This window comes from Clostridium sp. YIM B02506 (genome assembly GCF_022324845.1).
GTDB classification, from domain to species: Bacteria; Bacillota; Clostridia; order Clostridiales; family Clostridiaceae; genus Clostridium_T; species Clostridium_T intestinale.
On the sequence record NZ_JAKGTG010000002.1, the window covers coordinates 154,050 to 172,885 of the forward strand.

Consider the following 18,836-nt stretch of genomic DNA (forward strand, 5'->3'; position numbering starts at 1 on the left):
AAATATACCTTGTTTTTACATTAAAATCAATTACATAAGTTAATTGTATCACAACTACTACTTTTTGGTAATTTTTTTGAATCTTTTTTTATAAAATTTAAACCCCGCAAACTAGTCAACTAGTATACGGGGTTTTTTAAATATCTATTTAATATCTAAAAGCCAATTTTCTGCTTCAGATTTATCCATAAATACTCCTAATGCCTTACCTTTATTGCTTTCTAACATCATTTCTCTAAATCTATCATTTACTCTATCCTCATTGTTTAAAACAATTACCATTTTTATACGATAATTTATAAATTTCTGAAGTATCATTCCAGCTAATTTTGTTCTTAAATTAAAAAAATCATCTGATAATATTTCCTCATGTAGTAATACGTTATATACATCTGCTTCCCAGCAACTAGATATAATATCTAAGCTGTCTTGTTCAGATTTAATTTGCTCGTTAGAAGCTCCATCAAATTCTAAGTATTTTTTATTTAATTTCTCAACTACATTGTATTTCATTTAAATTCTCTCCATCCTTTTATGTATTTTCAGTAAGAAGTGCTATTGTACTTAACATTTCCTGAGTAAAATCTATACTACCCCATAGAACCACTTTAAGTTTTCTGTCTTCAGTATAATATTTCGCATTAATTGCAGCTTTTCCAATCTTAGAGTCTCTACTATTTGTAATAGCAACTAATGTATTTGATATTCTCATATATTCATCTGGAGATATGTTATTAATATCAACTACTGTAGATACATTTATATTATGTTCAGAAACTTCACCACTTGAAGTGAATTCAAATTCATTCTCTTCCTTTTTATCTTCTTTACTAACAGAAAAATCATTTTTCTCCATGAATGTACTTAAATCATGTCCTGATATTCTCCATTGCTTTCCTACCTTACGAGCTCCAAGTTTTCCTTCATTTATAAACTTTCTTATAGTTTTATGGTGCATACCTAATAAATCTGCTATTTGGTCAATAGTATAAAACTTTTCTTCCAACTTAATACCTTCTTTCAAAGTTACTCTATATTTAGATATTAATGATTTTATTGCTATTTGTCAAGTTTTTATTGTATTTTGTTGCTATTTATTGTGCTTTATATATGAAAGTACCATAATACTTTTCCAAATACTATGGTACCTCTTTAACTATTTTACTTTTCTATAAATTTAGTAAGTTCTTTATTAAATCTGTCCTTCTCATCATAGAAGACCGCATGTCCACTATATTCAAATGGTATCAATTTAGAGTTTTTAATAGCTTTCTTTTGTGCTTCTCCTAATTCAAAGAAACAAACCTTATCATGAATTCCATGAAGAATTACAGTTGGAACTTTAATTTTCTTAAGGTCAGAAAATAATTCTTCATCTCCTAACCAAGTTTTTGCAACCATTGCTGTTCCCCATCCTGATGCTTCTAATCCTATGTTAAAAAACCATTCTGACATTCCTTGACTAATATATTGAAAGAAAAATAAGTCTCCAAATCCCTTTAGCATCTTTGGTCTATCAGTATATGTTCCGTCAATAATATTATCTACTACTTCTTTTTTTTGTCCATATGGAAAGTTGTCTCTTTGTATAAGACTTGGTGCAGCTGCTGCAACTAAAGCTAACTTTGATACTCCATATCCATCATGTCTAGCCATATATCTAACTGCAATAGCTCCCCCAGTTGAATGTCCTAAAAGTGTTATATCCTTTAATTCAAGAGCATCAATTACACAGCGAACATCATCAGCTAAACGATCATAATCATATCCACTCCACGGTCTATCTGAATTACCAAATCCTCTAGTATCTATTCCTATACATCTATATCCCATCTTTGGTAGTTCATCAAACTGATACTCAAATAACTTAGTGCTTCCTGGCCAACCATGTAAAAACAATATAGTTCTTTTTCCTTCTGGATTAAGGTCCTCTACATATATTTTCACATTTTTTTCAACTCTAACGTAGTATCCCACTAAAATGCCTCCATATATATTTTTTCACTATATTTTATTCATTATCATATAAATAAGTGAGTTATTTTTTAGATTTTGGACAACTTGTTAATTATCTATTATAATGTAGAAAATGGTTGAAATATGTTTTGATATGAACACTTGAGGAGGTAACAAAGTGAATTTTTTAAAGAAACTATTACTTCATAGGATTACTTTTGTATTTGTCTCTATTTTAGTTCAAATTGTTGTCTTGGTATGGGCTGTATTTAAGTTAGATGAATACTTTGTTTATTTTTATGGAATAAGTGTATTCATAAGTATGTTATCCGTATTAGCAATTACCAACAGTAATAGTAATCCAGCTTATAAAATTGCATGGATAATTCCTATATTATCTCTTCCTGTTTTGGGCGGTCTATTTTATGTGTTTTTTGGCGGAAGCAAACTAAACAGACGAACAAGAAAAAAAATGAAATACATAGCTCTTAAATCCTCTGAGGCACTATCCTCAAAGGATGATATCTTAGCTGATATTAAAGACAAAAATCCTATTGCAGGAATACAATCTACATACATAAAAGATTACGCTTTTTGTCCACCTTATGATAATACTTATGTGGAATATTTTCCTCTTGGCGAAGATGCCTATAAAGTCCTCATTGAAGAACTAAAAAAGGCAAAACATTATATTTTCCTAGAATATTTCATTATAACTGAAGGATTTATGTGGAACAGCATTTTAGATATACTTATAGAAAAAGCTAAAGAGGGTCTAGATGTTAGAGTAATGTATGATGATGTTGGCTGTCTTTTAACTCTACCAGAAGGGTATGACAAAAAATTAGAGAAGCTTGGGATAAAATGCTCAGTTTTTAACCCTTTAAAACCTTTTATATCTTTTAGATTAAATAATAGAAACCATAGAAAAATTGCTGTTATTGATGGAATTACAGGTTTTACAGGGGGCTTTAATTTAGCTGATGAGTACATAAATGAATATGAAAAATATGGACATTGGAAAGACACTGCCATAATGCTTAAAGGTGATGGAGTCTGGAGTCTTACTGTAATGTTTTTAACTATATGGGATTTTCAAAAAGGAATTGATGAAGATTTCAGTAAATTTAAGAACCCTTTAATTTCAGAGCTACTATTCAATAAAAATGAATATGTCCAACCCTTTACTGATAGCCCTTTAGATGAAGAGCCTGTGGGAGAAATTGTTTATCTTAATTTAATTAACAAAGCAAAAAAATATGTGTACATAACTACCCCTTATTTAATTATTGGTAATGAAATGGTCACAGCTTTAACTTCTGCTGCAAAAGGAGGAATTGATGTTAGAATAATAACACCACATATTCCAGATAAAAGAACAGTTCATGAAGTAAGTAGATCATATTATAAAACCTTAATTAATAGCGGAGTAAAAATCTATGAATATCTTCCTGGATTTATTCACTCAAAGTCTTATATTGTTGATGATGAATATGCAGTAGTTGGAACTATTAATATGGATTATAGAAGTCTGTATTTGCACTTTGAATGTGGTGTTTGGATGTATAACTGTTTAAGTATTAAAGATATATATTCAGACTTTATGGCAACATTGGAAAGATGTAAACAAATAACTCTTGAAGAAACAAACAATATAAAATGGTATAGAACAGTTCTTCGTTTGATACTTCGTATATTCTCCCCAATTATGTAATAAAGGCGGTACAAGAATATTTTTTTAATCATTCTTGTACCGCCTATTTTAAGCCTTTTTACAATATATATCATAACTATTTAGCTATCCCATCTAAATTAAAGCCTTCCATTTCATGTTCAAATAAAGGCTTACTGTAATAATAACCTTGAATGACATTGCATCCAAGCTCATTAAGTATATCCAATTGTTTTTTCTCTTCTACTCCCTCTGCTACTATTCTGTACTCAAGGGATTTGCATAAATCAATAATACATTTTACTACAGCCTTATACTTATTAATATGTATGTTATCAATAAAAGACTTGTCTATTTTAAGTGTGTTTATAGGAAGTGCCGTAAGATAAGTTAATGAGGAATATCCTTTTCCAAAATCATCTACAGCTATCTTAATACCTCTTTTAATAATCTCATTTAAAATTTCAATTTTATTATTATGAAGATCTATAAGCATTCCTTCTGTAATTTCGATCTCGATTGAAGAAGGAGACGTATTATTTTTCTGACATATATCTATAAGTTTATCTATAAAATCTTTATTGAGCTGCATAGGAGATATATTTATAGATATATTCTCGAAGTTATAACCTGACTTATTTAATAAATTTATCTGTTTACATACATTATCAATTACCCACTCACCTATTTCTACAATACTCCCTGAAGACTCTGCTATAGGGATAAACTCACTTGGGGCAATTAACCCAAGCTCCTTGCTCTTCCATCTTAATAAAGCTTCAAAACCTGTAGTTTTATTATTGAAACTATTAACTTGAGGCTGATACATTATATATAATTCATCATTACTTATAGCACTTTTAAGTTCTTGCTCTATTAGAAATTTTCTATCATATTTATTTGACATTGATTTTTCAAAAAATGTTATGAAATTTTTCCCCTTCATTTTGGATTGAGCCAAAGCTAAGTCTGAATACCTGTATAATTCTAGCATGCTGGTCCCATCCTTTGGAAATAAGGATACTCCAAAACTTACAGTTATGTATAAATCTTTTTCCTTAATCTTTAAAGGTAACTTTAATCTTTCTAATATTCTTTTACACAACTTATTTATGTCTTCAACTTCATGGAAGTTTTCTACTAATATTATAAATTCATCTGCACTCAAACGGTGAATTTTTCCACTACCGTAAATAGACTCACACAATATTCTAGAAACTTCTTTTAGGACCAAATCTCCATAGCTAGGTCCATATATATCATTTATCAATTTGAAATCATTTATATCCATATAAATAATAGATCCTTTTTGATTTTTAAGCTTCCATCTATTTAAATATAATTTAAAATTCTCTTTAAATAATGCTCTATTCGGAAGTTTTGTCAAAGAATCATAGTAATATAGATATTCAATATCATCTTTTAATTTTTTCTTATCAGTTATATCTTCTATATACCCTGCTAGTAACTTTATCTTGTTTTCATGGTTTTTAATTAAATCACCTTCAATTAAAATCCATATTTCTTTACTATTTTCGTTTTGAATTTTAAATTCTTTTTTATATAAATCACTAGCTCCATCTATCAATGATTCTAGTTCATTTATAGGGTCCATTTTATTTTCTTTTATAATTATTTTATTAATGAAATCAAATAAATTCTTAGTGTTTTCTAACTTTTTTTGTACTATATTCTCAAGGTTTTTTGAAAAGTAAAATTTGTCTTTCTCTATATCCCATTCCCATACTGCTATTCGTCCTTTATTTAACCCTTTTAAATATCTTTCTTCGACTTTTTTATAACAAAGTTTCATAATCTTCACTCCACATGAAATTACTCTATTTTACTTTCCTGGAGATAGTCTACTATAAGTTTATCCATCTTTTCGCTTATCTCTTGAAGAATATCTCTATCTGATTTATTTAAGAAATTAATATTTATAATTAATTTATTTAAAATCTCCCTCATAACCTCAATTTCTTCCTTTTTCCCCATGATTCACCCCCAAGAACATCCCTTACTATTACATATATTTTATCTTTTAAACAAAATACATATTTTGTGCATTTATTTATGACTAAATACTGATTAATTCTGTATAAAACTATAAAAATTTATATATATTTTTAAATTAATTATATATATCTCGGTAAATCATTTCATAATACCCCAAAATAATACATTATTTTATTAATATTTGGCTTTATATGAAGATTATGTTATAATGATTATGTACAAAATATGTATTTTGTAGATATTTTGTATTTATATACTATTATTATAATTATTGTAATTATTTTTAACAAAAATTTAATTTTGACCAAATAAAAAGGAGTAAACTTGCGTTCACTCCCTTTATATATTACTCCATTAATTCAACACGAGAATATATTTTGTTCTTCAGTATTCTTTTGCCTATTCTAGCCTTTTCATCTGTTTTTATATTATTTTTAGCTGAAAATTCTGCTTCAACTTGTTTTATTCCATAAGAAGATTTTTTTTCAGCTATTTCTTTAATCTTCTTTAGAATATCTATGCGGTCTTTTTCCATATTCATCACTCCTCATGTTGACTAGTAAAAAGCTCCATTTTTAGAACCTCTATTTCTAATTTTTGTTCTAAGTAACTTATTACTTCAATAATAATTATATGCTCCTTATCTATTAATAAATTTCCTTTTAAAACAAAAATTATATTCTCATTGAGATATTTGGTATTAAGCTTTGCAAATATATATTTACTTTTCCTAAACTCTTGAGGTTTACAAAAACCAAATAAATTAATAGAATACATTATAGAACTTAGTGATTCTAATGTAAGCTTAATGTCTTTCTGCATTCTGCTAATGTCCTCTTCACTATCATAATATGTATATACTTTGATTTGTTTTCTAATTTTTGCATATTCTTTTATTACACTTTCATATAATTCATTTATATCAACATCTAATCCATTTTCTAAACGAGTATCAATATACTTGAGTACTTTAATCTTGCTATTAAGCACAGCATATAGAGTATCTATTTCATTTTCTTGAAGCATCTCAACATACTTAACACTTTTTATCTCATCTAAAGTAAATTCTGTGTTTTTTAATTTTATATTTATTAAAGTTCTACAGGATATAAAAACAAAGTCCCATATTATAGCTAATAAAGACATAACTGCTAAGAAAAATATAAAATTGAATCTATGCTGTGGCGACCAGCTAACTTCTATAATAGTAAACTCTTTAATCTTTTCATAAAAAGAAATTGAAAATAAGGAAGTCCATATAAGAACTGCTACATAGTATCCTCTTCTAGTTAGTTTCATGTCCTCCTCAAACCCTTGTTTAAAATGAGCCAAAAACATATACATAATGAAAAAAACTATGGGAATAAAAATAAATAATAAAAGTTTTATATCCATAATGACCTCAACATAAATTTTTATATTAATTTCTATTCCTTTATAAATTAATTTAGTACTACTATAATAAAAACTCCTCAGAAAATCCCTATTTTCTGAGGAGTTTAGTTTTATTTTAAGTTTACTAATAATTGACCTGCTTTAACTTGTTGACCTTCTTTTGCAATAATTGATCCAACAACACCTTCAACAGCAGCTGTAACCTTAGCTTCCATCTTCATAGCTTCTACAATAATAACTGCTTGATTTTTAGCAACTGTTTCACCTTCTTCTACAAGAATTGATAAAATAGTTCCTGGAATAGGTGCTCCTATCTGTTTTCTATCAGAAGGATCTGCCATTTCAATTGTGTTAAAGTCTTGAATAAACTTGTTGTTTTTATCTTTAATCTTAACCTCTCTGCGGTTACCATCAACTTCAAAAACAAGAATTTTATTTCCTTCATTATCAGGATTACTTACGCTTAGAAGTCTTATCATATAAGCTTTTCCTTCAGCTACTTCTACTTCACAAGTTTCACCTTCATAAAGTCCGTGGAAGAATACATCACTTCCCATTCTCGTAAAGTCTCCAACCTCTTTTCTGTATTTTACATATTCCTCAAATACATCTGGGTAAAGAGCATAACTTAATATGTCTCTCTTGTCTGGTTCAATTTCTAGTTCTTCTTTTAAATATTTCTCTATCTTATCAAAGTCTTCTGGAGGAAGTAGTTCTCCTGGTCTACAAGTTATAGGTTCTTCTCCCTTTAGTACTATCTTTTGAAGTTCTTCTGGGAAACCTCCACTTGGTTGACCCATCATTCCTTTAAAGTAAGAAACTACTGAATCTGGGAAAGCTAAATGTGCTGCTTTTTCTTGAATATTTTCTGGAGTAAGATTGTTTTGAACCATAAATATAGCAAAGTCTCCAACCATTTTTGAAGATGGTGTTACTTTTACAATATCTCCAACCATATCATTTACAACCTTATAGTTTTCTTTAACTTCATGGAACTTGTGTCCAAGCCCAAAGCTTTCAACCTGTGGTTTTAAGTTTGAATATTGTCCACCTGGTATTTCATACTTATATATTTCAGCGGATCCAGATTTTAAATCAGACTCAAAAGCTTGATAAACTGGTCTTACTGCATCCCAATAATCTGAAACAAGCTGAATTCCTTTAAGGTTAATTCCAGTATCTCTTCTAGTATTTTTAAGTGCAGCAACTACTGAATTTAGTGCAGGCTGACTTGTAAGTCCTGACATACTATTAAACGCTGTATCAACAATATCAACACCAGCCTCTGCTGCCATAATTACTGTAGCTACTCCATTTCCTGTAGTGTCATGAGTATGAAGATGTATTGGAATACTAATTTCTTGCTTTAATGCACTTACTAATTTAAAAGCAGCATGAGGTTTTAAAAGTGCTGCCATATCCTTAATTCCTAGTATATGAGCACCAGTTTTCTCAATTTCTTTTGCAAGTTTTATATAATAATCTAAGTTATATTTACTCTTCTCATCATTTAAGATATCACCTGTGTAACATATAGCAGCTTCTGCTACTTTTCCTGTTTTTAGAACTTCTTCTATAGATACCTCCATGCCCTTAAGCCAGTTAAGAGAATCGAATATTCTAAATACGTCCATACCATTTTTTGCAGCTTCTCTTATAAATTCACGAATTACATTATCAGGATAGTTCTTATATCCTACAGCATTTGCTCCTCTTATAAGCATTTGGAATAATACATTAGGAATCTTCTTTCTAAGTTCAGTTAATCTTTCCCATGGTGACTCATGTAAGAATCTATAGGCAACATCATAAGTTGCTCCGCCCCACATTTCAAGAGAGAACAAGTCATTGCCATATACAGAAGTTGCATCTGCTATCTTTAACATATCTCTAGTTCTTACTCTTGTAGCCATTAAAGATTGATGAGCATCTCTCATAGTTGTATCAGTTAAAAGTAACTTATTTTGATTTTTAATCCATTTAATAAGTCCATCAGTACCTTCATTATTTAGGATTTGCTTAGTTCCACTTAAATTTTCAGGAATTTCAATCTTAGGAACTACTGGAACATCAAAGTCTTTTTTAACTCCATTAGTTTCATTAACTACCTTTTCCCCAATGTATCTTAATATCTTACTTTCTTCATCTGTCTTAGCTTCTATAGAAATAAGTTCAGGATTTTCTTCAATAAAGCCAGTATGACATTCTCCTTTTAAGAAGGTAGGATGATTTAACACATTTATTAAGAAACCAATGTTAGTTTTAACTCCCGAAATTGTTGTTTCTTCTATAGCACGAATACTCTTTTTTATTGCATCTTGGAAGGTTCTAGACCAAGATATATTTTTTACAAGTAAACTATCATAATAAGGACTAATAACAGCACCTGTAAATCCATTACCACCATCTAGTCTTATACCAAACCCAGAACTTGTTCTATAAACATCTATTTTTCCTGTATCAGGAGCAAAACTGTTAGATGGATCTTCTGTAGTAATTCTACATTGAATAGAATATCCTCTTGGTTTTACATCATCTTGAGAATATAAACCTATTTCTTCAGAGTTTAAAGGAAAACCTTCTGCAATTAAAATCTGACTTTGAACTAAATCTATACCAGTTACCATTTCTGATACAGTGTGTTCAACTTGAATTCTTGGATTCATTTCTATAAAATAGTGATCTCCGTGCATATCTACTAAAAACTCTAAAGTACCTGCACCTCTATAATTAACATGTTTAGCTATCTTTATAGCATCTTCACAAATTTCATTTCTTTTTTCTTCTGAAAGAGAAAATGCAGGAGTAAATTCTACAACCTTTTGATGTCTTCTTTGTATAGAACAATCTCTTTCATATAAGTGAACTATATTACCAAACTTATCTCCTAATACTTGAACCTCAATGTGTTTAGGCTTTTCAAGATATTTTTCAATAAACATAAGATCATTACCAAAAGCTTTTTTAGCTTCATTTTTAGCACTGCTAAAAGCATACTCAAGTTCATCTTCACTATGAACTATTCTCATACCTCTACCACCACCACCTGCAGCAGCTTTTATCATGATAGGATATCCACACTCTTTTGCAAATACACTTGCATCATGAACAGTGTTAACTCCATCTTCATGCCCTGGAATAGTTGGAACCCCAACTGCCTTTGCAACTATTTTTGATTTAATCTTATCCCCAAGAGAATCCATCATATCGGCTGTTGGTCCTATAAACTCAATACCCGACTCTTCACATCTCTTTGCAAACTCAGGGTTCTCAGATAAAAATCCATAGCCAGGATGAATAGCATCAACACCCTTTTTAAGCGCAAGGCTTATAATTTCTTCAATATTCAAATACGCTTCAACAGGACTTTTATTCTCACCAATTAGATAAGCTTCATCTGCTTTAGTTTTAAACAAGGAATACTTATCCTCATTAGAATAAATAGCAACTGTTCTAATTCCAAGCTCACTACAAGCTCTAAAGACTCTTATAGCAATTTCGCCCCTATTTGCTACCAAAACTCTTTTAAATTTCTTCATAAAAATGCCCCTTTTCTCTCCTAAAATTTTTGCCTATAGCTAGAATTGGTTTAATGGCTAATAATAAACTTGTAACCACAAAAAAACAAACCTTAACGAACATTTAACAATATATATTAAGGCTTCTTTCTTATTTTCTATATTACTCTATAAAAGCCACCTTTGCTCTTTTTATTATAAATTCAATCTACAATGCAATATACACACTTAATAAAATTCATTATTATAATATATATTCTCTCATTGTTTTCAACTTAAGTACATCTTTATTTTAATTATTATATCATAATTCTTTTAATACTGCTATTCTACAAGTAAAATAAATATATTTTTATTGAAGGCTTTTTACTATGAAAATTTGAAAAATGCAAGTTTCACTTCATATTTATTTCGTATTTCACTTTAACACCATCTTATTAAACAAAAGTAAAATTCTTCATTTATATAGCCAAAACCCGAAACTTATCTAACAAACGCCATTATCCATCCCCCTAAACTATTAATAGGAACTTTAGAATTTTAGTTCTAATATTTCAAAGTTCATAACCACCAAAGTTTTAAAGTTCTTTGGTTCTTTGGTTCTTTGGTTCTTTGGTTCTTTGGTTCTTTGGTTCTTTGGTTCTTTGGTTCTTTGGTTCTTAAGAATTTTACTTCCTAGGTGAATAGTAAGCAATAAAAAAAACGCCTTACTACTCACCTAGGAATCTTAAAGCGTTTTTCATTGTTATTATTTTATTCCTTCACTCAAATAAGGATTGTACACCATATATGCGTGATTTTCAGTTATATACTCATCTTTTACCAATCCAATATTATCATACATTTTTCTATATATTATGTTGTTTCTAATATATCCTCCAAATAATCCTGCTGTTATTGAATGTTCCTTTTCATACACTTCATATTTATTAATTGATTGTACAGTGCTCCTCCATTCACCAACTAGATGTTCATCAGTCAAATAAACTACTAATTGATACTCCTGTTCTGTATTATTGTATATTTGTAAATCTAAAAAATTATAAGCGCAGGTTGCCCCGGTACCAAAAGGCTGAGTTCTATTACTATCTGGAAATACATCATGACTATGTCTATATCTTTCAGTTACTGTTAGTGACGTATGTAATGTCATCCAATATATTAGATTTGAAAGCTGACAAAGCCCCCCACCAACTCCAGCTTTAAAGCTACCATCTGCACATAGCATGAGTCCATCTAAATATCCCTTTTTATAAGATGCCTTTCCTATAAGCTTCCAATAAGAAAATGTCTCTCCAGGTTTTATTACTATTCCATTAAGTTTCTCAATCGCAAGCCTAAGATTTGTTATCTTATTATGTTGAAGTTTCATATCTACATTCTTAAGTTTTCTTAATAATGGTGTTTTATGTTCAAAAATAACATACTGTGATTTCTCACTAACAATATTTTTTGAATACTTTTTCCCACTAAAATACCATTGCTTGTACCTTTTCATCGAATAGTATAATTTCCCTAAAAATAATCTAAGTTTTGATCTCTTAATAGGCTTCCTCTCAATATAGCTCATAAAACCCTCCACCTTTTTGTTAAGTAAGATACTCAAGATTTATTACTGGTAATTATATCATTTAATTCAAATATATTGATTACAAACTCTATACAATAATTTATTTACTTTTCCCATACAAGCTAATGATACCATTTTAAATCTTCTCTAAATAAAAATGAGATTTATTTAATAAATAAACCTAAAGCACCACTTTCCAATATAATAAAAACTCCTAACGCTACAAATATTATTGGAACAAAAATATGCTTATACTTTTCAATATTCTTATTAACAAAAGGATGTTCAGCTAATTTAAAACCAATAAAACACCATACTCCTGTAAGTAATAAAAAAACTATAACTGTTATTAATATTGAATATAATTTCATACTGGAAAAGAGAGGTATATAAATACCAATGTTGTCTCCACCATTTGCAATGGTTACTCCTGCTACCTTTAGTATATTTGGACTAATAAACTTTCTAATAGATACTAAGGTTTTATTTTCTTGATTCAAAACTACTTGTTCTTGTATATTCTCCTCAGCATCTTGAACCTCTTCTTCAACGTTATTCTTGATTTCTTTTTTATACTCAATATATTCCTTTATCCCTAGATATATAGGTACTAAACCGAGTAACCCAACATACTCCTGTGGAATTATCGATATTCCTAATGCCCCCGCAATACTTATTGCTGTTAAAGCACCAATTCCTAAATATTGACCAATGACAATATGCTTAACTTTTATATCTTTATTAACTTGAGAGAAAAACAGCATTAAAATAAAAATATCATCAATATTAGTGCTAAAAAATGAAACTAGAGCAGTTATTATTGTACTAATCACTTATAATCCTCCACATAATTAAATATCAGCTAATCTATTTAAGTATATTATACTATTAATTCAAGTATATGATATCCTTCATCTATGCAAATTACTGTCATCCATTAATCTTCGGCATTTATATTTTATTTTAATGGTAACGTCATCCATTTATTCACATATAATATATTAAAACTAAAGTTTATAATAAAAATACCATCTCCTCTAATGCTTAGAACCCCTATACTATTGTATAGAGGTTCTTTTAGTTTTCTGTCTTCTTTAATGATTTTTCTTTTTTATATAGGCCTTGATCATATCTTTCGATTTTACCACTTAATCTTTCTACTGTTCTTTTCATTTCTTCCATCTTTAACTTAAGTAAATCTCGTTGTTCAATTAAAAGTTCTTTTCTAGCTTCAACAGTTTCATCGCCTTGTCCAAATAGTCTAACATATTCAATTAAAGCTTCTATTGGAAGTCCTGACCTTCTCATACATTTTATAAACTCTACCCATTTACAATCCTCTTCAGTAAAATCTCTTATCCCATTTTTCTTACGATTTACACTTGGAAGCAATCCAATACGCTCATAATAACGTATTGTGTCTTGTGAAAGATCAAACATTCTACTAACTTCTGCAATAGTCATTTTCCTTTCCCCCTTAAGTTATTATTTAAATCCTACTACTGAATGAGGTACATATGGTTCTTCAAGATACTCGATTTCTTCTTGTGTTAATTTAATTGAAAGTGCAGCTACTCCATCCTCAATATGAGAAACTTTTGTGGAACCAATAATAGGTGAAACAACAGCTTCCTTTTGTAGAACCCAGCTAAGTGCTACTTGAGCTTTTGGAACCCCTCTTTTTACTGCTATTTCTGTAACCCTTTCAACCACTTTTTTATCAGCTTCTAAAGATTCTGGGAAAAAGTTTTTACCTGCTTCGTCTATAGATGATCTCTCTGTTGTAGTATTCCATTCACGAGTCAATCTTCCCTTTGCAAGTGGGCTCCAAGGCATTACTGCAATTTTCTCTTCTTTACAAAGTGGCAGCATTTCTCTTTCTTCTTCTCTATATATAAGATTTACAAGATTCTGCATGCTTATAAATTTAGCCCATCCATTTTTATCAGATATATTTAAAGCCTTCATAAACTGCCATGAGTTCATAGAACAAGCCCCTATATATCTAACTTTTCCAGACTTAACTAAGTCATTTAAAGCTTCTAACGTCTCTTCTATCGGAGTTTTGTAATCCCATCTATGAATCTGATATAAATCAATATAATCAGTTCCAAGTCTTTTTAAACTTTTATCAACTTCACTCATAATAGCTTTTCTAGAAAGCCCAGAACCATTTGGTCCTTTATGCATCTCAAAGTAAACTTTTGTAGCTATAACTACTTCATCTCTATTTGCATAATCCTTTAGTGCACGTCCAAGGATTTCTTCACTCGTCCCATCTGAGTACACATTTGCAGTATCAAAAAAGTTAATCCCAAGCTCAATAGCTCTTTTAATAATAGGACGGCTTTTCTCCTCATCAAGTGACCAAGGTGCAATCCCACGCTCTGAAACTCCAAAACTCATACATCCAAGGCAAAGTCTTGATACATCTAAACCTGTGTTTCCAAATTTAACATATTCCATTTTTTGTTCCTCTCTTTCAGATGGTTTTTATTACTTATTGCATTTCTCTTCTAAGTTCAATTATTTCTTCTATCAAATTCTTTTCTGATATACAAGTCATTAAATGATCTTGTGAATGTATAAATAACATTGAAAGATTTACGTTTTCTCCACTCGCTTCTTTGGTTAACAAAGAAGTTTGTACATTATGTGCCTTTTCTAACTCATCTTCAGCTTTTTCAATCAGATTACCTATCTCTTCAAACTTTCCTTCTTTTGCTTTAGAAAGTGCTTCATACATATATGCTTTAGCTTCTCCAGCAGTCATTATTATATCCATAACTATCATTTCTTCGTTACTCATTAAATAATCCTCCAAAAATCAAATTTTTGTTATTCCCTTTAAATTTAGTCTACTATTTGGAGTTAACTCTAAGTCAATAACTTTTATAAAAATAATTTTATTAAGAACCTTGTTTTTCTAGACTTGAACCTAACCTAATAAATCCAAAGGAAAATATCCCAACACAGGCTGCTATAGTTACTGTAACCATCCCAGTCCAGCTAATCGCCATTATTGAAGCTCCTTCTACAACTATTCCACCTACTACTGCTCCTACTGCAAAACCAAGTTGTACAAAGGTACTATTTAAACTAAGTAATATTCCTGATGCCTCTGGAGCTTTTGAAACTAAGTTATAATTCAACATAGGTCCGCATGTCCAAGCTGCTGTTGCCCAAATTATTAAAAATAAAACTACAACCATTTCTGATGTAGAGAAAAGAGAAACTATTGTAAGTGAAATAACTTGTACAATAATACCTCCAATTAATGTGCGAGCTGCTCCTATCCTATCTGCTAGAAAACCACCAAGTTTAGACCCAACTAAGCTTGCTAAGCCTAATGCAAAAAGAACTATACTTATACTTTCCTCAATACTAGGTATCACAGACTTCATAAAAGGAGTGATGTATGTATTAACCACAGAATAACTAACAAACATTAAAAAAGTTACCCCTAAAGCCATAGATATATCGATTCTCTTTAAAATTGACAACTGTTTTCCTAATGGAATAGGAGCTTCTCCTTCCACTGTTGGAATTAATCTCATTACACAGAATATAGAAATCAAAGTTAAAAAACTAGTTATTCCAAAAATTATTCTCCAATCATATTGTGAAGCAATAACTCGCCCAATTGGCACACCAAATACTAAAGCTGCACTAGATCCCATTGCTAGGTTAGAAAGCGATCTAGCTTTACGTCCTTCTGGAGCTATACTTGCAACTATAGAAAATGCACATACTCCATAAACGCCTCCTCCAATACCAAGCAATACTCTAGAAAGCATTAAAAACTGAAATCCTTGAAGAGAAAAAGTAAAAAACATTCCAAAAAATATAATAGTTAATGCTATCAAAAGCTGCTTACGCCTATCCATCTTTGCTGTTGACATCATAAAAATAGGTGTACCGATAGCCGCAGCTAAAGAAAATGCAGTGGTAAGTTGTCCTGCTGTTGATACATAAACTCCTACGGATTCTGCAACCTTATCAAGAATACCTCCAAAAACAAACTGTGCTATTCCAACTAAAAAACTTATAAATGTTAACATATAGATTTTAGAACTGCTATTTATTGTACTTTTAATTGTTTTTTCCATTATGAATCATATACTCCTTTAAATATAATTTTATTGCTACGACAATAACTCGTTATAATAAAGTTATCACTTTAGAGTAACTCTAAGTCAAGCTATATATTTAATAGTAAAATCAGATTCCAAAGTACACAAAATCTAATTTTCACTATCTACTCCAAAACAATTAGCTAAAAACAATTATTTTTATATTACTTTAAAATTCTTCCATTTTCCACTCTTATATCTCACAATATAAATGATTGCACGAAGCATCCAGTCAAATCCCATAGCAACCCATATACCAATAACCCCCATACTAAATACAACTCCTAATATATACCCAAGAGCTATACGCAATATAAACATAGAGCCAATTGAAACCATCATGGTGTAACGAACATCCCCTGCTGCACGTAAAGAATTTGAAAAAGTAAATGAAAGAGGCCATAAGAATATAGCAAATACATTATGAATTATTACAAGTATATAGGTCAGTCTGCTTACTTCATCGGATAAAGTATATAAGTTTAATATCCATGGAAGTAAAGCAATCTCTGCTAAACTTATAATTAAGGTTGCAATATAAGTAACCTTTGTAAGTTTCTTAGTATAATAACTAGCCTGATTATAATCCCCTGCACCAACACATTGTCCAACTACTGTAACTATAGCTAAATTCATAGCACTTGCAAAACTTATAGAAATTCCAACTAAACTATTAGTAATTCCATTTGCTGCAATCTGAGCTGTACCAAATAATGAAATAATACTAACTAAAAGAACACGCCCTAATTGAACAATCCCATTCTCTAATCCATTCGGAACTGCAATATTTAAAATTCTTTTTATCATACTTCCTTGCCATGAAAAAATCTCAGGAAAACTTACAAATATATCATTTTTCTTATTTAGAGACTTGTACATCATAATTGATGCTGCAATTCCACGAGCAATTAATGCTGCAACTGCTATAGCAATAACTCCACCATGAAACACAAATATTCCAACAGCATTTCCAATAACATTAATTACATTCATTATTATAGAAACAATCATAGGAACACGAGAATTCCCCATAGATCTAAATAAAGCAGCACATGAATTATAAATTGCTAGAAACGGATAGGATAATCCAGAAATAATAAAATATATAATTGCAGCCTCCATAACATCAGCTTCTATATTTCCAAAAAGAACGCTTAGTAATGGTTTATTAAACAAAACTACTAATAACATTATTCCTGTAGAAATAACTACAGTAATAGTAATTAACTGACTAGCAGCGTTACGTGCATTATCTTTTTCTTTTTTGCCAATATACTGAGAAACAATCACAGCTCCACCTGTCGCTAAAGCAGCAAGTACATTAATTAATAGCATATTTATCATATCAACTAGTGAAACACCTGAAACTGCTGCTACACCAGCATAAGAAACCATCATAGTCCCAATTATCCCAACAGTTATGATTAAAATCTGATCCATAAATAGAGGAATAACCAAATTTTTAAGATCTTTATTTGAAAACATAAATCTCCCCCCAAACTTTTTAATTATATATCTAATTTACAATTTAACATCTTATTTGCTTAGGGTCTAATGCTTATATCTCATCACCCTCAATGCTTAAAAGGCATGATAAAAGCTGTACATAAATACACGTACAGCTTTTATCATTAATTGAATTACCAATATATTCTTTTGCTAATTATGCCTTAAAAGCATTCTTAATATATTCTATAAATTTAGTTGTAGATTTAGAAAAAACCTGATGTTTTTTCCATGCTATAACGCAGCCCGTTTGTAATTCAGGATAGAAAGGTTTAAAGCAAGTTTTTGTTTCATCGTTCATATTCACTAATTTTTTTAGACATATTGCATACCCAAACCCCTTTTCCACCAAAATAGCTGCATTATAAACAAGATTATATGTGGCAACTATATCTAGTTTTTCAAAATCTACTCCTAACCAGTTTTCTATCTCATTTTGAACAATTACACGTTTTGTATTTATTATTGGTATTCCAATCAAATCTTGTTTTTCTATATATTCTTTTTGTGCTAAAGTACTATCTTTACTCATCAAAAGTCCCCAAGTTTCTTTCTGAGGAAGCCTTATAAAATCATATTTTTCAATATTTACAGGCTCTAGAAGCAGACCTATATCAATTAAGCCTTTATCAATTCGTTCTTTTACATCATCAGCATTACCACTATGAAGATTATATTTAACCCTTGGATATTTCGCTCTGAATCCTTGAATCATTTCTGCAAATATATGCATTGAATTTATTTCAGCAGCACCTATAAATACCTCGCCGCCAATTAAATCATCTTGTTCATTAAACTCTCTTTCTGTTTTATCAGCTAAATCAATAATCTCTTCTGCCCTTCTCTTAAGGAGCATTCCATCTTCAGTAAGAGTTATCTTATTCTTCCCTCTTAAAAACAACTGCGTTCTTAGCTCTTCTTCTAATTGCATTAATTGACGTGATAATGTTGGCTGAGTAATATGCAATAACTCTGCTGCTTTAGTAATATTCTCTACCCTTGCTACTGTCAAAAAATACTTTAATACCCTTATTTCCATATTAAAATCTCCGTATATTTTTTCCATAAAT

Annotated in this window: 17 protein-coding genes; 1 reads left to right on the top strand and 16 read right to left on the bottom strand. The window is 29.9% G+C overall.

Annotated features, from left to right (window positions below; translation table 11 throughout):
• Positions 1 to 144: 144 nt before the first annotated feature.
• The 3 genes from L1S49_RS02590 to L1S49_RS02600 form a co-directional block, all read right to left on the bottom strand.
• On the bottom strand, positions 145 to 513 hold the full coding sequence (locus L1S49_RS02590; RefSeq protein WP_073022443.1) for a DUF4180 domain-containing protein: 369 nt from the start codon (positions 511 to 513) through the stop codon (positions 145 to 147).
• Positions 514 to 532: 19 nt separating this feature from the next.
• Entirely contained in the window at positions 533 to 1,006 is a 474-nt protein-coding gene (locus L1S49_RS02595) for a helix-turn-helix domain-containing protein (protein WP_238902435.1), read from the bottom strand.
• Between the two features lie 155 nt (positions 1,007 to 1,161).
• Positions 1,162 to 1,977 carry an alpha/beta hydrolase gene (locus L1S49_RS02600; RefSeq protein ID WP_238902436.1) on the bottom strand — a complete coding sequence of 272 codons (816 nt, stop codon included), beginning with the start codon at positions 1,975 to 1,977 and terminating at the stop codon, positions 1,162 to 1,164.
• 157 nt (positions 1,978 to 2,134) lie between these two features.
• On the opposite strand from L1S49_RS02600, the gene cls reads away from it, so the two are divergent.
• On the top strand, positions 2,135 to 3,670 hold the full coding sequence (gene cls, locus L1S49_RS02605; RefSeq protein WP_238902437.1) for a cardiolipin synthase: 1,536 nt from the start codon (positions 2,135 to 2,137) through the stop codon (positions 3,668 to 3,670).
• A gap of 76 nt (positions 3,671 to 3,746) precedes the next feature.
• Here the strand turns inward: cls and L1S49_RS02610 are convergent, their stop codons facing one another.
• The 13 genes from L1S49_RS02610 to L1S49_RS02670 all read right to left on the bottom strand — a co-directional run bounded on the left by L1S49_RS02610 (position 3,747) and on the right by L1S49_RS02670 (position 18,805).
• Entirely contained in the window at positions 3,747 to 5,441 is a 1,695-nt protein-coding gene (locus L1S49_RS02610) for a bifunctional diguanylate cyclase/phosphodiesterase (protein ID WP_238902438.1), read from the bottom strand.
• Between the two features lie 20 nt (positions 5,442 to 5,461).
• Positions 5,462 to 5,623, bottom strand: a complete 162-nt coding sequence (locus L1S49_RS02615) for a hypothetical protein (RefSeq protein WP_156337821.1) — start codon at positions 5,621 to 5,623, stop codon at positions 5,462 to 5,464.
• Between the two features lie 367 nt (positions 5,624 to 5,990).
• A complete protein-coding gene (locus L1S49_RS02620; protein ID WP_021801192.1) occupies positions 5,991 to 6,179 on the bottom strand; it encodes a hypothetical protein in 189 nt (62 codons plus the stop codon).
• A gap of 5 nt (positions 6,180 to 6,184) precedes the next feature.
• The gene (locus L1S49_RS02625) at positions 6,185 to 6,943 is read right to left on the bottom strand and encodes a hypothetical protein (protein ID WP_238902439.1); all 759 of its coding nucleotides are present in this window, start codon (positions 6,941 to 6,943) and stop codon (positions 6,185 to 6,187) included.
• Positions 6,944 to 7,149: 206 nt separating this feature from the next.
• Positions 7,150 to 10,578, bottom strand: coding sequence for a pyruvate carboxylase (locus L1S49_RS02630; RefSeq protein ID WP_238902440.1), 3,429 nt, complete (start codon positions 10,576 to 10,578; stop codon positions 7,150 to 7,152).
• Between the two features lie 727 nt (positions 10,579 to 11,305).
• A complete protein-coding gene (locus L1S49_RS02635; protein WP_238902441.1) occupies positions 11,306 to 12,127 on the bottom strand; it encodes a VanW family protein in 822 nt (273 codons plus the stop codon).
• A 164-nt stretch (positions 12,128 to 12,291) separates the two neighbouring features.
• Complete coding sequence (locus L1S49_RS02640; RefSeq protein ID WP_238902442.1) at positions 12,292 to 12,960, bottom strand: cadmium resistance transporter; 669 nt, start codon at positions 12,958 to 12,960, stop codon at positions 12,292 to 12,294.
• Positions 12,961 to 13,204: 244 nt separating this feature from the next.
• Positions 13,205 to 13,591: a MerR family transcriptional regulator gene (locus L1S49_RS02645; protein WP_238902443.1), complete on the bottom strand. Its 387-nt coding sequence runs from the start codon at positions 13,589 to 13,591 to the stop codon at positions 13,205 to 13,207.
• 21 nt (positions 13,592 to 13,612) lie between these two features.
• Positions 13,613 to 14,593: an aldo/keto reductase gene (locus tag L1S49_RS02650; protein WP_238902444.1), complete on the bottom strand. Its 981-nt coding sequence runs from the start codon at positions 14,591 to 14,593 to the stop codon at positions 13,613 to 13,615.
• Between the two features lie 34 nt (positions 14,594 to 14,627).
• On the bottom strand, positions 14,628 to 14,936 hold the full coding sequence (locus tag L1S49_RS02655; protein WP_238902445.1) for a PTS lactose/cellobiose transporter subunit IIA: 309 nt from the start codon (positions 14,934 to 14,936) through the stop codon (positions 14,628 to 14,630).
• 100 nt (positions 14,937 to 15,036) lie between these two features.
• Positions 15,037 to 16,236: an MFS transporter gene (locus tag L1S49_RS02660; RefSeq protein ID WP_238902446.1), complete on the bottom strand. Its 1,200-nt coding sequence runs from the start codon at positions 16,234 to 16,236 to the stop codon at positions 15,037 to 15,039.
• A gap of 183 nt (positions 16,237 to 16,419) precedes the next feature.
• Positions 16,420 to 17,745 carry an MATE family efflux transporter gene (locus tag L1S49_RS02665; protein ID WP_238902447.1) on the bottom strand — a complete coding sequence of 442 codons (1,326 nt, stop codon included), beginning with the start codon at positions 17,743 to 17,745 and terminating at the stop codon, positions 16,420 to 16,422.
• 178 nt (positions 17,746 to 17,923) lie between these two features.
• Positions 17,924 to 18,805, bottom strand: coding sequence for a LysR family transcriptional regulator (locus L1S49_RS02670; RefSeq protein WP_238902448.1), 882 nt, complete (start codon positions 18,803 to 18,805; stop codon positions 17,924 to 17,926).
• Positions 18,806 to 18,836: the final 31 nt, after the last annotated feature.

Bases quoted from the DNA above. Each gene is read 5' to 3' on its own strand.
- L1S49_RS02635 (WP_238902441.1), bottom strand. From the start codon at position 12,127: ATGAGCTATATTGAGAGGAAGCCTATTAAGAGATCAAAACTTAGATTA.
- L1S49_RS02615 (WP_156337821.1), bottom strand. From the start codon at position 5,623: ATGGGGAAAAAGGAAGAAATTGAGGTTATGAGGGAGATTTTAAATAAA.
- L1S49_RS02630 (WP_238902440.1), bottom strand. From the start codon at position 10,578: ATGAAGAAATTTAAAAGAGTTTTGGTAGCAAATAGGGGCGAAATTGCT.
- L1S49_RS02660 (WP_238902446.1), bottom strand. From the start codon at position 16,236: ATGGAAAAAACAATTAAAAGTACAATAAATAGCAGTTCTAAAATCTAT.
- L1S49_RS02670 (WP_238902448.1), bottom strand. From the start codon at position 18,805: ATGGAAATAAGGGTATTAAAGTATTTTTTGACAGTAGCAAGGGTAGAG.
- L1S49_RS02665 (WP_238902447.1), bottom strand. From the start codon at position 17,745: ATGTTTTCAAATAAAGATCTTAAAAATTTGGTTATTCCTCTATTTATG.
- L1S49_RS02650 (WP_238902444.1), bottom strand. From the start codon at position 14,593: ATGGAATATGTTAAATTTGGAAACACAGGTTTAGATGTATCAAGACTT.
- L1S49_RS02610 (WP_238902438.1), bottom strand. From the start codon at position 5,441: ATGAAACTTTGTTATAAAAAAGTCGAAGAAAGATATTTAAAAGGGTTA.
- L1S49_RS02620 (WP_021801192.1), bottom strand. From the start codon at position 6,179: ATGGAAAAAGACCGCATAGATATTCTAAAGAAGATTAAAGAAATAGCT.
- L1S49_RS02645 (WP_238902443.1), bottom strand. From the start codon at position 13,591: ATGACTATTGCAGAAGTTAGTAGAATGTTTGATCTTTCACAAGACACA.
- L1S49_RS02655 (WP_238902445.1), bottom strand. From the start codon at position 14,936: ATGAGTAACGAAGAAATGATAGTTATGGATATAATAATGACTGCTGGA.
- L1S49_RS02625 (WP_238902439.1), bottom strand. From the start codon at position 6,943: ATGAAACTAACTAGAAGAGGATACTATGTAGCAGTTCTTATATGGACT.
- L1S49_RS02590 (WP_073022443.1), bottom strand. From the start codon at position 513: ATGAAATACAATGTAGTTGAGAAATTAAATAAAAAATACTTAGAATTT.